14 protein-coding genes are annotated in these 12,924 nt (G+C 28.3%); 2 read left to right on the top strand and 12 right to left on the bottom strand.

Going from position 1 to position 12,924, the window contains the following annotated elements:
* Positions 1 to 29 precede the first annotated feature (29 nt).
* The 4 genes from ACTT9Y_RS05590 to lgt are packed head-to-tail and all read right to left on the bottom strand — an operon-like array spanning position 30 to position 3,536.
* Entirely contained in the window at positions 30 to 962 is a 933-nt protein-coding gene (locus ACTT9Y_RS05590; RefSeq protein ID WP_440933401.1) for a ribose-phosphate pyrophosphokinase, read from the bottom strand.
* Between the two features lie 9 nt (positions 963 to 971).
* The gene (pgeF, locus tag ACTT9Y_RS05585; protein ID WP_440933400.1) at positions 972 to 1,730 is read right to left on the bottom strand and encodes a peptidoglycan editing factor PgeF; all 759 of its coding nucleotides are present in this window, start codon (positions 1,728 to 1,730) and stop codon (positions 972 to 974) included.
* The gene (locus ACTT9Y_RS05580) at positions 1,727 to 2,779 is read right to left on the bottom strand and encodes an SAM-dependent methyltransferase (protein ID WP_440933399.1); all 1,053 of its coding nucleotides are present in this window, start codon (positions 2,777 to 2,779) and stop codon (positions 1,727 to 1,729) included. Before ACTT9Y_RS05580 ends, pgeF begins: the two co-directional genes overlap by 4 nt.
* On the bottom strand, positions 2,766 to 3,536 hold the full coding sequence (lgt, locus tag ACTT9Y_RS05575; RefSeq protein WP_440933398.1) for a prolipoprotein diacylglyceryl transferase: 771 nt from the start codon (positions 3,534 to 3,536) through the stop codon (positions 2,766 to 2,768). Before lgt ends, ACTT9Y_RS05580 begins: the two co-directional genes overlap by 14 nt.
* 32 nt (positions 3,537 to 3,568) lie before the next feature.
* Here lgt and ACTT9Y_RS05570 point away from each other — a divergent pair, with 32 nt between their 5' ends.
* Positions 3,569 to 3,820: a hypothetical protein gene (locus ACTT9Y_RS05570; RefSeq protein WP_440933397.1), complete on the top strand. Its 252-nt coding sequence runs from the start codon at positions 3,569 to 3,571 to the stop codon at positions 3,818 to 3,820.
* Here ACTT9Y_RS05570 and ACTT9Y_RS05565 read toward each other — a convergent pair.
* The 3 genes from ACTT9Y_RS05565 to ACTT9Y_RS05555 are packed head-to-tail and all read right to left on the bottom strand — an operon-like array spanning position 3,798 to position 6,205.
* Entirely contained in the window at positions 3,798 to 5,117 is a 1,320-nt protein-coding gene (locus ACTT9Y_RS05565; protein ID WP_440933396.1) for an ATP-binding protein, read from the bottom strand. The two genes, ACTT9Y_RS05570 and ACTT9Y_RS05565, sit on opposite strands and share 23 nt — an antisense overlap.
* Complete coding sequence (locus ACTT9Y_RS05560; RefSeq protein ID WP_440933395.1) at positions 5,098 to 5,775, bottom strand: response regulator; 678 nt, start codon at positions 5,773 to 5,775, stop codon at positions 5,098 to 5,100. Before ACTT9Y_RS05560 ends, ACTT9Y_RS05565 begins: the two co-directional genes overlap by 20 nt.
* A complete protein-coding gene (locus tag ACTT9Y_RS05555) occupies positions 5,768 to 6,205 on the bottom strand; it encodes a MarR family winged helix-turn-helix transcriptional regulator (RefSeq protein ID WP_023854811.1) in 438 nt (145 codons plus the stop codon). Before ACTT9Y_RS05555 ends, ACTT9Y_RS05560 begins: the two co-directional genes overlap by 8 nt.
* A 73-nt stretch (positions 6,206 to 6,278) precedes the next feature.
* Between ACTT9Y_RS05555 and ACTT9Y_RS05550 the strand changes: the two genes are divergently transcribed.
* A complete protein-coding gene (locus ACTT9Y_RS05550) occupies positions 6,279 to 7,160 on the top strand; it encodes a branched-chain amino acid aminotransferase (protein ID WP_075485315.1) in 882 nt (293 codons plus the stop codon).
* Here ACTT9Y_RS05550 and pgsA read toward each other — a convergent pair.
* The 5 genes from pgsA to uvrB are packed head-to-tail and all read right to left on the bottom strand — an operon-like array spanning position 7,157 to position 12,896.
* A complete protein-coding gene (gene pgsA / locus ACTT9Y_RS05545; RefSeq protein WP_023854813.1) occupies positions 7,157 to 7,741 on the bottom strand; it encodes a CDP-diacylglycerol--glycerol-3-phosphate 3-phosphatidyltransferase in 585 nt (194 codons plus the stop codon). The genes ACTT9Y_RS05550 and pgsA overlap by 4 nt on opposite strands.
* A gap of 2 nt (positions 7,742 to 7,743) precedes the next feature.
* Complete coding sequence (gene uvrC, locus ACTT9Y_RS05540; protein WP_440933394.1) at positions 7,744 to 9,579, bottom strand: excinuclease ABC subunit UvrC; 1,836 nt, start codon at positions 9,577 to 9,579, stop codon at positions 7,744 to 7,746.
* Positions 9,566 to 9,991 (bottom strand): dihydroneopterin aldolase, encoded by a 426-nt coding sequence (locus tag ACTT9Y_RS05535; RefSeq protein WP_440933393.1) that lies wholly within the window; start codon positions 9,989 to 9,991, stop codon positions 9,566 to 9,568. Before ACTT9Y_RS05535 ends, uvrC begins: the two co-directional genes overlap by 14 nt.
* On the bottom strand, positions 9,988 to 10,740 hold the full coding sequence (locus tag ACTT9Y_RS05530) for an SDR family oxidoreductase (protein ID WP_440933392.1): 753 nt from the start codon (positions 10,738 to 10,740) through the stop codon (positions 9,988 to 9,990). Before ACTT9Y_RS05530 ends, ACTT9Y_RS05535 begins: the two co-directional genes overlap by 4 nt.
* Entirely contained in the window at positions 10,722 to 12,896 is a 2,175-nt protein-coding gene (uvrB, locus tag ACTT9Y_RS05525; protein WP_440933391.1) for an excinuclease ABC subunit UvrB, read from the bottom strand. Before uvrB ends, ACTT9Y_RS05530 begins: the two co-directional genes overlap by 19 nt.
* Positions 12,897 to 12,924: the final 28 nt, after the last annotated feature.

Raw genomic sequence — 12,924 nt, 5'->3', positions numbered from 1 at the left:
AGCTCAAGTTCCTTAATAACTCAAGGTATTTATTTAAATAAATCTGATACTGAAGTTGAATTAGATATTCTTTTAATTGCTTCACCCATAAGACCTGAAATTGACAGAACTTCAATGTTTTTAGCACCTTTAACTCTGTTCATGTTATCAATTGTATCAGTTATTACTAAATTTTTAATTACTGATTTTTTAATTTTATTTACAGCTTCTCCACTAAGTACGCCGTGAGTAATGTAAACATAAACTTCTTTGGCACCTCGATTTTTAAGAGCCTTAGCTGCGTTTACAATTGTACCACCTGAATCGATTATATCGTCAACAAGAATACAAGTTTTTCCTTTAACATCTCCAATAATATTCATTACTTGAGATTGACCTGGCTTTGGTCTTCTTTTATCTACAATTGCTAGACCAACATTTAAAATCTTTCCTAGTGCTCTAGCTCTCTCAGTACCACCAACATCTGGTGCAACACAAATTAGATTTTTACTTTTTATCTTTTTTTTTACATGTCTTGCAAAAATAGGTGTTGCGAACAAGTTATCTACTGGAATATCAAAAAATCCTTGAATTTGTCCTGCATGTAAATCAACAGTAACAACTCTATCAGCTCCTGCTTTAGTAATTAGATTTGATACAAGTTTTGCTGAAATTGAGGTTCTTGGTGCAACTTTTCTATCTTGTCTAGCATATCCAAAGTACGGAATAACAGCAGTAATATTTTTTGCTGACGATCTCTTAAGTGCATCAATACATAGTAGTAATTCCATTAGGTTATCATTTGCAGGAGATGAAACAGATTGAATTAAAAAAATACTATTACCTCTAATATTTTCATTTATTTCCACATAAATTTCTCCATCAGAAAAATTTCTAATACTAGAGTTTACTAATTTAGATTTTAGATATTTGGCAATATTCTTGCTTAATGGTTTGTTGCTATTTCCGGATAATAATTTCATTAAAAAAACCTAATAAAGCATAATTATTGAAATATTTCTACCATAATCATCATGATTTAGTTTTAAAGCTCTTCTTGCACTAAAAAAATTATTATTAATATCAAATGTATCAATATTCATAGACTCAATATTTTTTATTTTATTCTTTAAAAGACATGATTTTACATATTTAGGTAAATCAAAATAAAGCTTTTTGTACTTAACTTTAAAAAATTTATTATTTTTTTTATCCTTTTTTATAAATTTTCTTTTAAAATCTGCTTTTACTTCATAATTTTTAGCCGAGATAGCAGGTCCGATAGCTGCAGTAATATTTTTAGGATTAGATCCTTTTTTGATCATAAATTGGATTACTTTGCTAATTATATCTTTGTATGCACCTTTCCACCCCGCATGAATTGCTGCAACTAATTTTGTTCTTTCATCACAGATTAAAATTGGCACACAATCAGCAGTTAAAACACCAATTGGCATGTTTTTTTGATTTGTAATTACTGCGTCTGCTTTTGGTTTTGATTTAAATGTGTTTTTTTCATCAATATAAACAAATTTATTACTATGTATTTGATGAAGTAAAAAAATACTTTTAGCGGTGCTTTTTATTTTTTTTATAACTATTTTTAAATTTTTTTTAACATTTGACGGATTGTCTTTAGAACCAGGACCACAGTTTAAACTTTTATAAATTTTTTTAGATTTACCGCCAGTTTTATTAAAAAAACCATGTTTAATAGTTTTAATTTTTGAGAGTTTTTTTGATTTTATCAATTTTGAAAACCTGTTCTAAAATTATTTTTCTTATTTTTTATAAGCATGACTTTGAATAATTCACCCATCTGCTTGTCATCTATCAAACGTCTTACCCTATAAAATAAATCTGCTTTTTTAGAAAATGTTATATTTTTGCTGATTATTTCTGCTCTTTGAAGAATACCCATACTTGTTAAAAATTTTTTTTGATTTGTAAAAATTGAATTAATTTCTTTAAACTGACTTATAAATTTCTCAAAAGAATGAAAGTTTATATTGTAAGTAATATCAGAGTCTCCAATATTTTCTAAAATGTTAGAATATTTATGGTTATTTACCGCCTGAAGGGTTTCATGCATTTTGCTGTCTGCATAACCATAATCAATTATTAACATTCCTCCATCATTTTTTTGCACTAGGTCGCAAATTGTTCTTAAATATTTAAAAGCGTCTGGTGAATATTCTATCATGTTCTGATTTTTTGATATTTCAAAATTTAGATATTTTTCAATTTTTTCTATATCTATTTTTTCTTCTTTAAATTCAGCTTTTTTTGCATCATTCATAAACACGTATCTTTCAAACCAACCATCTTTTTTTTTAAAAAATTGTTTGATTGGTACAGCATCAAAGAATTCATTAGCTAAAAAAATTGTTGGGTTAGAGTTTATTTTTTCAATATCTTTTAACCATAAAAATTTTTTAGAATTTAAATTTTTTTTTTGTTCATTTATTAAAAAATCACTTTTTTCATGAATTACAAAACTGCAGGCATTGTAACATTCGGGAAAATTTATAAGTGTCTCATCAATGACTTTCATCATTTCGCCATTTCCAGCTCCCAGTTCTAGCAAATTAAATTTTTTTGGAGATCCTAAACTTTTCCAAAAAGTAATTGTCCAAATTGCAATAATCTCTGAAAATAATCTTGTGATATTGGGAGCAGTAATAAAATCTCCATCTTTACCAAAAGGATTCTTTTTCATATAAAAACCTTTATCCTGATCGTAAAGAGCAAAATTTATAAATTGATCTAATGGTAAATTATTTGTTTTAGCGAGTTTCATATTTTAAATAAAATAAGATTACCCCTGATAATATAAATATTAAACTTACTACTTGCCCCATCGTTATGTTTAAAAATATATAACCTAGCTGTTCGTCTGGTACTCTATAAAATTCTACAATAAATCTGAAGATTGAATAAATTATTAAAAATAATCCTGAAATTACACCAGGTTTATTTGAAAATTTGTTTTTAAAATAAATTAATAATAAAAATAAAAATAAACCCTCTAATAGTGCTTCATATAATTGTGAGGGATGCCTAGGAAGATTATCTACCTGAACAAAAATTACTGCCCAGGGTACATTAGTTATAGTTCCATACAACTCTGAATTTATAAAGTTTGCTATTCGTCCAAAAAATATTCCGACTGGAGCTACTAAAGCGACAATATCTAAATATAAGAATGGGTTTTGATTATTTTTTTTAGCGAAAAATATAGATGCGAAAATAATTCCAATTAAACCACCATGGAAGGACATTCCTCCTTGCCAAATTTTAAATATATCTAATGGATTATTAATATAAAAACTAAAATTATAGATAATAATATAACCAAGTCTTCCTCCTAAAATTATACCTATAATTAAATAAGTTAAATAATCATCAAATTTATTTTTAACTTCTATGTCTTGGATAAATAATTTTTTTGCAAGAATCCAACCTAATATAATTCCAAATATATAAGCTAAAGAATACCATCTGATTTCTAAAGAAAATATTTCTAAGGCTACTGGGTCAAAATTATTAATGAACATTTTTAATAATACTTATAATGTATATCTTAAATATGAAAAATTCTAAATTTATAATTGATAAATTTGCTAAATTAATAGAGCAGGGACTAGTATCTTCGAAAGACTTAACCACTGAATTATTTAATATCTTCAAATCTAAAAGAGATGAGTTTGTTTTTAAAATGAAACTTACAAGCAAAGATGAGTTTGAAGTTCTCTCAAAACGTGTCGAGAATCTCGAAAATAAAATAAATAAACTTGAGAAAAAAAAAAATAAAAAAGTTAAACAGGTAAGAAAACCTTAACTCTCAAACCATCCATTTTTGATTTTTCTAAAATTATATTTCCTCCATGAGATTTGATAATGTCAGATGAAATTGATAAGCCAAGACCAACACTTGACTTAGAGTCTGCTCGACCCTTATCTATTTTATAGAAAGGTTTAAATACATTTTCATACTCATCTTTTGGTATTCCAGGACCATCATCATCAATAATAATGAATAAGTTTGTGTTTTTTTTACTTAAACTAATTTCAACTTTATTTGCATATTTCAGTGAATTATCAATTAGATTATTTAGACATCTATTAATTAAATTTTTCCTACCATTAAAGTAAATTCTTGGTGTTAAGTTTTGTGAAATATTTTCATTATTATATTTTTCAATAACGACTGAAATTAATTCAGATAAATTAAACATTTCATCTTTTTCAACATATGATGAGCTGGTAAATTGCAAATATTCATTTAGCATTTTCTCCATTTCATTGATGTCTTCAGTCAATTTATTGACAGTTTCTTTATCTTTTATAAAAGCTAATTGTAGTTTCATCCTTGTCAAAGGTGTCCTTAAATCATGACTTATTCCAGATAACATTTCTGTTCTTTGATTTAAGTGTCTTTCAATTCTCTTTCTCATTTTATCAAATTCATGTCCTGCTTGTCTTATTTCAAGGGCTCCAGAAGGTTTGAACTCTTCAATATTTTCTCCTTTACCAAACCTTTCAGCCGCACGAGCTAGGTTAGTTATTGGTCTAGTTTGATTTTTTAAAAATATTAGAGAAATGATCACCATTATAATTGCAGGTACTGTGATCCAAAGTGCAAATATTCTTGCTGAAGAACTTGCAACTCTATCTTTAGGAACTAAAAATTTAAAATATCCATCTTCGTATTTAATTCTTAAATCAATTAATTCTTTATAACTTGTTGTATCAAACCAGTATTCATCTAATCCAAATTTAGATTTTAGTTCTCTTCTTAAAGTTCTATCTATAGGACTAAACCATCTTTCAGTATCTGTATTTTGTAATTTTTCGTTATTCGTGAACTCAATATTTAAATCTAAAAATATGGAAAAAAGATCTAGCAATTCTTGTTTTTTTTCTTGCTCATTTTCATAGGCTTCAATAAATGTACTAATTTCATTTACCAAGGTTCTTGTCATACCTTTGTTTGTTTTAATCCAAAGGCTATCAAAAAAAACAATTGTAATTACTAGTTGCAAAACCAAAACTGGAATAGCAACTATAAGAAGTGCTCTATAAAATAATCTTTTTGGTAATATTTTTTTTAAGTAATTACTCAATCCAGAGAACATATCCTGCACCTCTTATTGTTTGCAAAAACTTTGGATTTTTTGGATCAATTTCAATTTTTTTTCTAAGCCGAGTAATAATAACATCTATTGATCTCTCTTTATCTAAATTGATTAATTGACCAATATCTTCTCTAGAAAATGTTTTGCCTGGGTTATTAATCATTTTTTCTAAAATCGTTTTTTCTGTTGCATTAATCTTAAATTCTTTATCACTTTTAAATATTAAAAGTTTATTCAAATCAATTTTCACATTTGCAAAATCAATAACCCTTTTCTGATCTAACTTAATAGTTTTATGTAATATGTTCTGTATTCTTAGAATTAATTCTTTTGGTTCAAATGGTTTCGGTAAGTAATCATCAGCACCAATCTCTAACCCTTCAACCCTTTCACTTGCCTCACCTTTGGCAGTGAGAAGTATAACTGGTGTATCTAATTTTTTTTTATTTTCTTTTAAAAATTCAAGTCCACTTTTACCAGGCATCATGATATCCAAAACTATCAAATCAAACTTAATTATTTTTATTTTCTCTGATGCATTTTCTGCATTTTCAGAAGTAGTGACTAAAAATTTATTTTCATTTAAATACTTTTTTACAAGAGATCTAATTCCATCATCATCATCAACCACTAGTATATGTGCAATAAACTTATCCATTAATTATTTTACTTAGTACATTATCAAAATTTATAACTTCTTCAGAACTTGAATTTAATAAAGCGTTATAAATTCTCTTTTTTTGTAAATTGAAAATTTCATTAAAAATTTTTTTACCTTTATCATTAAGAAAAACATGCTTTACTCTAGTATCTTGGTCATCTTTTTTAAAAATGACGATTTCAAGTTTAATCAAATCTTTGAGAACACGATTTAAGCTTTGTTTTGTGACTTTTAATCTTTTAAGCAGCTCAGAAATTGAGATCCCCTCATACATTGACAGTAAATGAATTACTTTATGGTGTGCTAAACCAATTGAATATCTATCTAATATTTTTTTAGAGTCAGAAAAGGTTTCTCTATAGCTTACGAATAGTTTTTCTATTAGATCTTTAAGCTGGTCATCTTTTAAATATAAAAGTTCTTTCATAATAGGTAAGTTATATTGACATATTAAAGATACAAAGATATTTTTCATTTATAAATTAAAAAAATTTTCACACATGATACCTTACGACAAGCGATCTGGAAAAATATGGTACAACAACGAATTAGTTGATTGGGCAGACGTTAAACTACATGTTTTAAGCCATGGTATGCACTACGCTAGTTGTGTATTTGAAGGTGAGAGAGTTTATGACGGTTCAATTTTCAAATTAGAAGAGCACACAGCTAGATTTTTTCATTCTGCAAGAAGAATGGGTTTTGAAATTCCATATACAGAAGAAGAAATAAATAATGCATCCAATAAAATTATAGCAACTCAAAAAGTAGAAAATGGTTATGTAAGACCTGTTGCTTGGAGGGGTAGTGAGATGATGGCTATTTCTGCGCAACAAACAAAAATACATGTTGCGATTGCAACATGGGAATGGGGATCATATTTTGATCCTAAACTTAAAGTAGAAGGAATAAGATTAAATATTTCAAATTGGAGAAGACCAGCACCAAATACAATACCGTGGGATACGAAGGCATCAGGTCTTTACATGATTTGTACACTCTCAAAACATGAGGCAGAAAAGCAAGGATATACAGATTCTTTAATGCTTGATCACGAAGGGAATATTGCTGAAGCAACTGGAGCTAATATTTTTTTCAAAGATAAAAATGGGGAAATTCACACTCCAATACCAGATTCTTTTTTAGATGGTATTACTAGAAGAACTGTAATTGGAATTGCAAAGTCAAAAAATATAAAAGTACATGAAAGAAAAATTAGTCCAACTGAATTACCTAATTTTGTTGGATGTTTTTTAACTGGAACAGCAGCAGAAGTAACACCTGTATCTTGTATTGCTGAAAATCAATTTAAAGTTTGTGATACTATTATTGATTTAAATGAAAGTTATCAGGTATTAGTTAGGAAGAAAAAAGCAGCCTAGTCTTTACTATCTTCAGACATAGCATGATCAATACCTTTTCGCATATAATCATATGCAGTAAAAAGTGTTAAAGCAGCAGATAACCACAAAAGAATTATACCTATGGTTTGTGCGTTATAATCTTGAAAATTAATTATTTTATTTCCGGTATCTCCAGATAATAAAAGAGCAATTGATACCATTTGTAATACTGTTTTAAGTTTAGCAAGGTTTGAAACAGGAAGTTTTATTTTTCCCTTTGCTAAAAATTCTCTTAAACCTGAAATTAAAATTTCTCTTGTAAGAATTATTATTGCTGCAATTACCTCGTAATTTCTGATTGTTCCATCCATAACCAGAAGTATTAATGCTGTGGCAACAATTATTTTATCAGCTATTGGATCTAATAATTCACCCAGTTTTGACTCTACTCCAAACATTCTAGCCAACATACCATCTAAGAAGTCTGTAAATGATGCAATAATAAATAATATTAAAGCAGTAAGATCACCATAAAATCCTGGAAGATAAAAAGCCAAAACAAAAAAAGGAACAATTATTATACGCCCTATCGTTAATATGTTTGGAATTTTTTTTAACATAATTATTCGTGAAAAAAGTTATATATCTTTTTTGCTACTTTTTCTTCAACACCTTCTACAGATTTGATTTCATCTAAGCTTGCAGACTCTACAGATCTTGCCGATCCAAAATGGTTTAATAAGGCCCTTTTTCTTATGGCTCCAATTCCCTCTATTTGGTCTAATAAAGATTTACTAATACCTTTTTTTCTCTTTGCTCTGTGAGCGCTTATAGCAAATCTATGTGATTCATCTCTTATTCTTTGAAGAAAAAATAGGGTCGGGTCATTTCTAGTGAATTTATATTCTTTCCCATTGTGAAAAAAAGTTTCATTTCCACTATTTCTAAATTTACCTTTTGCTATTGCAATAATTGGAATGTCGTGAAGTCCTAATTCATTAAGGCTCTCTCTAGCTACTGAATATTGACCTTTCCCCCCATCTACCAGAACCAAGTCAGGAAAAGCAAGGTAATTATCTTTTTCTTGAACAGCTCTTTTGAACCTTCTATTTAATACCTCTTTCATCATTCCATAGTCGTCTTGCTCATTTTTTTTGTGTTTAATATTAAATTTTCTATATCTTTTTTTAATAAATCCTTCATCACCGTAGGCTATTAAAGCACCAACGCTATTAGTACCTTGAATATGACTATTATCGTAAACTTCAATTAAATTTATATTAGTTTCTAAATTAAATTTTTTAGCTACCGCATCGAATAATTCCTTATTATTTTGACTCTCATAAAGTTTTCTATTTAGACTATCCTTTGCATTTTTAATTGCTTGATTAATCACTTTTAGTTTTGATCCTTTTTTTGCAATTGAAATATTTATTTGTTTACCTTCTTTTTGTGTCAGTGTTTTTTCAATTAGTGCTTTTTCCTTTATTTCTTCTGAAAGAATAACTGACGAAGGAACACTTTTATTTTCATAAAATTGAGAAACAAATGAATTAAGGATTTCACTAAACTTTTCATCTGGATCGTGTTTTGGGAAAAAAGCTTGATTACCCCAATTTTGTTTTGATCTATAAAAAAATACTTGAATGCAAGTTTTTCCAGATTCTTTGTATCCAGCAATAACATCTGCCTCAACTAAGTTTGCTTCATTAATTCTCTGTGACGATTGAATTATGTTTAATGATTTAATTCTATCTCTTAAAATTACAGCTTTTTCAAAATCAAGATCCTGACTTGCCTTTTCCATTTGGTTAGAAAGATTTTTTTGAATTTTCCTAGATTTTCCTGAAACAAATTCAATAGCATCTTCTACTGTTTGACTGTATTCCTCTTTTTTTACATATCCTACACAAGGTCCAGAACATCTTTTTATTTGATATAAAATACAAGGTCTTTCTCTGTTTTTGAACACGGTGTCATCACAAACTCTTAAATGAAAAATTTTTTGGATCATTTTGATTGTCCAATTAGCTGAACCAGCAGAGGCAAAGGGTCCAAAGTAAAAACCTTCTTTTGTTTTTTTTCCTCTATGTCTTTTTATTTGAGGCCACTTGTCTTTATTACCTATAAATATAAATGGAAATGACTTATCATCACGTAAAAGGATATTAAACTTTGGTTTATGCTTTTTAATTAAATTTGCTTCTAGAAGTAATGCTTCACTTTCATTAGATGTTGTTGTTATCTCTAATTTTCTTGTCTGAGATAACATTCTTTCAGTTCTAATTATATGATTTTTTTCTGCAACATAACTCTTTAATCTATTTGGTAAATTTTTGGCTTTACCTACATAAAGAATTTCATTCTTTTCATTAAGCATCCTATATACGCCTGGAAGTTTTGGTACTAGAGGAAGCTCTTTTTTAATTACTTCTTTTCCTATTTCAGAGCTTATCATGGCTTCTCTTTTTGGTAATTTGAATACCAACAGATGAACATTGTTTTAAAATTTCTAATTTTTCAATTTTCAACATTATTTTAGCGATTCTTTTGTCTTTAAATAGTTCGTCAAAAACAGCTTCTGCTAAAGTTTCTAGGAAATTATAATGTTTCTTTTTTACAAGTTTAGTAATTAATTTTACTATAGTTCCATAATTTACAATAGATTTTATATCTTTATCGCTCGAAGGTTTTTTATCTTCATAGTCTATTTCAAGACTAAATTTTACTTTTTGTGATTTTTTTTTTTCAGAGTCGTAATAACCAAGTTTTAAATCTAAAATTAACTCATTAATTAGTATTTTTTTCTCATAATTAAATAGGCTTTTATTCTTGTCTATCTTTACAATTTTCAAATTATTTTTTTTCATTCTTTGCTCATTACATCTGGTGTTTGCCAGTTTAAATTCTGCCCGCTATCTATTGCTAAAACTTGTCCTGTAATAGATATATTTTTTATAAAAAAGTCAACGGCATTACATATTTGTTCTACATCAACTTGTCTTTTTAAAGGGGTTGCTAAGTATTGTTTTCTAAAATGTTTTTCAGATTGTCTTTGATTTTTAATAGTTGGACCAGGTGCTATACCGTTTACTCTAATCTTTGGAGCTAAACTCATAGCACTAGTTTTAGTTAAAGTATAAAGTCCAGTTTTACTAATTGTGTAAGAAAAAAAGTATGGAGTTAGTTTAAATACTCTTTGATCAATAATATTAATTATATTGTTATTTTTTCCTTTAACATTTTTCGCAAATTCTTTTGATAATAATGCAGGTGTTCTTAAATTTGTTCTTAAATGTTGCCCCCAACTATCTGTTGTAAAGTTTTCTAATTTATCATTTTCAAATAAAGAAGCATTATTAATTAAACAATCAAAATATTTAAGTTTAGATTTTGCATATTTTATAATTTTATTTACATCATTTTCTTTACTCAAATCACCTTTAACTAAGTAAACTTTAGTACCATCATTTGATAATTCTTTTTTTAACTTCTCAGCTTTTAATTTTGACTTATTAAAATGAATGAGAATTTCTTTATTAGGGCCAGATAATTTTTTTGCAATCGCAGCACCAATTCTGGTTGCCCCACCGGTAATAATTATTTTCCGTGCTTCCATTTTTTATCTCTTTTTTTTGTGACTTTAGTACCTGGCATACCCATAGTTGATCTGCCTTTTGGATAAAGCTTATTTTTTACATCATACTGCCTTATTTTTGGATTTAACGTAATTTCTAATTCGGTACTTTCTAACTTTCTAATTTCATCCCGTATTTTAGCAGCTTCCTCAAATTCTAAATTTGATGCTGCCTCTTTCATTTTTTTATCCAAACCTTTGAGATGTTTTTTAAGATTTCCACCAATATTTGAGCCTTCGCTTATTTTGACGTAGTCTTTCTCATAAACACTTTCTAAAATATCGCTGATATCTTTTTTTACTGATTTTGCATCTATTTTGTGTTTCTTGTTATAAGCTAGTTGAATTTTTCTTCTTCTATCAGTTTCAGCAATTGCTTTTTTTATACTCTTTGTTTCTTTGTCGGCATACAAAATAACTTTGCCGTCAACGTTTCTTGCTGCTCTTCCTATTGTTTGAATTAAAGATGTTTCAGATCTAAGAAATCCTTCTTTATCAGCATCTAAAATTCCAACTAAAGCACATTCTGGAATATCTAATCCTTCCCTTAATAGGTTAATTCCAACTAAAACATCAAATACGCCCATTCTTAAATCTCTCATGATTTCAATTCTTTCTAACGTATCAATATCTGAGTGTAGGTATCTTACTTTTATACCGTTCTCGTGAAGATATTCAGTTAAATCTTCAGCCATTTTTTTAGTTAGTGTTGTTACTAATACTCTATGATTATTTTCTATTACTCGCTTACATTCATGCATTAAATCATCCACTTGATTTTTTGCAGGTCTTATTTCTACAGGGGGATCAATTAACCCTGTTGGTCTAATTACCTGATCTATAAAATTACCCTTTGTTTGTTCTAATTCCCATGGACCTGGAGTTGCTGAAACAAAAACAGTCTGGGTTCTCATTAAATCCCATTCTTCAAATTTCAATGGTCTATTATCCATACACGATGGAAGTCTAAATCCATATTCTGCTAAAGTACTTTTTCTTGACCTATCTCCTTTATACATTCCATTGAGCTGAGGAACTGTAACGTGACACTCATCAACAAATATCAAAGTATTATCAGGAAAATATTCAAATAAAGTAGGTGGAGGCTCTCCTGGTTTTCTTCCAGATAAAAATCTTGAGTAATTTTCAATGCCTGCACAAGATCCAGTTGCCTCAATCATTTCTAAATCAAATTTAGTTCTTTCTTCTAATCTTTGTGCTTCTAATAATTTATTTTCAGCACGGTGTTTTTTCAAAGTAATCTCTAATTCTTTTTTTATATTTATTACTGCTTGTTCAATTGTTGGTTTTGGAGTGATGTAGTGACTATTTGCATAAACTTTTACTAAACTCAGTTCTCTCACTTTATCACCTGTTAAAGGATCAAATTCTTCTATCTGTTCGAGTTTATCTCCAAACAAACACAATCTCCACGCCCTGTCTTCTAAGTGCGATGGAAAAATTTCCAGGTATTCTCCTCTCGCTCTAAATGTTCCTCTATAAAAATTTTGATCATTACGTTTATATTGAAGTGCAACTAAAGACTTAATTATCTCTTCTCTGTTATACTCGTAATTTTTCTGAAGTGTTAAAGTCATTTTACTATATGCTTCAACTGACCCAAGACCATAAATACAAGAAACACTCGCAACAATTAACACATCATCTCTTTCCAAAAGAGATCTTGTTGCTGAGTGCCTCATCCGATCAATCTGTTCATTTATAGAGGCTTCTTTTTCTATATATGTATCTGATCTTGGTACATAAGCCTCAGGAGTGTAATAGTCATAGTAAGAAACAAAATACTCAACTGCATTATCTGGAAAAAAAGTTTTCATTTCCCCATAAAGTTGAGCAGCAAGTGTTTTGTTTGGAGCCAATATTAAAGCAGGTCTGTTAGTAGCTTCAATAACTTTAGCCATAGTAAACGTTTTTCCTGATCCTGTAACACCAAGTAAAACTTGGTTAAATTGTTCTTTGTTTGCGCCATTAACTAATTTTTTTATTGCTTCAGGCTGATCACCTGCAGGTTTAAAATCAGACTTAATTTTGAATCTTTTTCCACCCTCAAGTTTCCCACTTATTTTTGGATTTTTACTCTGGATATCTGTAATTAAATCTTGATAAGTATTTTCCATATATTAAACAACGTAGTAGAATTTATTT

Source organism: Candidatus Pelagibacter sp., from assembly GCF_052049995.1.
In the GTDB taxonomy this organism is placed as follows: domain Bacteria; phylum Pseudomonadota; class Alphaproteobacteria; order Pelagibacterales; family Pelagibacteraceae; genus Pelagibacter.
The sequence above is the reverse complement of the archived record's forward strand: the minus strand, read 5'-3'. Positions and strand labels throughout refer to the sequence as shown.

Excerpts from the sequence above, each read along its gene's own strand:
- ACTT9Y_RS05590 (WP_440933401.1), bottom strand. The coding sequence starts at position 962 with ATGAAATTATTATCCGGAAATAGCAACAAACCATTAAGCAAGAATATT.
- ACTT9Y_RS05580 (WP_440933399.1), bottom strand. The coding sequence starts at position 2,779 with ATGAAACTCGCTAAAACAAATAATTTACCATTAGATCAATTTATAAAT.
- lgt (WP_440933398.1), bottom strand. The coding sequence starts at position 3,536 with ATGTTCATTAATAATTTTGACCCAGTAGCCTTAGAAATATTTTCTTTA.
- ACTT9Y_RS05570 (WP_440933397.1), top strand. The coding sequence starts at position 3,569 with ATGAAAAATTCTAAATTTATAATTGATAAATTTGCTAAATTAATAGAG.
- ACTT9Y_RS05565 (WP_440933396.1), bottom strand. The coding sequence starts at position 5,117 with ATGTTCTCTGGATTGAGTAATTACTTAAAAAAAATATTACCAAAAAGA.
- ACTT9Y_RS05560 (WP_440933395.1), bottom strand. The coding sequence starts at position 5,775 with ATGGATAAGTTTATTGCACATATACTAGTGGTTGATGATGATGATGGA.
- ACTT9Y_RS05555 (WP_023854811.1), bottom strand. The coding sequence starts at position 6,205 with ATGAAAGAACTTTTATATTTAAAAGATGACCAGCTTAAAGATCTAATA.
- ACTT9Y_RS05550 (WP_075485315.1), top strand. The coding sequence starts at position 6,279 with ATGATACCTTACGACAAGCGATCTGGAAAAATATGGTACAACAACGAA.
- pgsA (WP_023854813.1), bottom strand. The coding sequence starts at position 7,741 with ATGTTAAAAAAAATTCCAAACATATTAACGATAGGGCGTATAATAATT.
- uvrC (WP_440933394.1), bottom strand. The coding sequence starts at position 9,579 with ATGATAAGCTCTGAAATAGGAAAAGAAGTAATTAAAAAAGAGCTTCCT.
- ACTT9Y_RS05535 (WP_440933393.1), bottom strand. The coding sequence starts at position 9,991 with ATGAAAAAAAATAATTTGAAAATTGTAAAGATAGACAAGAATAAAAGC.
- ACTT9Y_RS05530 (WP_440933392.1), bottom strand. The coding sequence starts at position 10,740 with ATGGAAGCACGGAAAATAATTATTACCGGTGGGGCAACCAGAATTGGT.
- uvrB (WP_440933391.1), bottom strand. The coding sequence starts at position 12,896 with ATGGAAAATACTTATCAAGATTTAATTACAGATATCCAGAGTAAAAAT.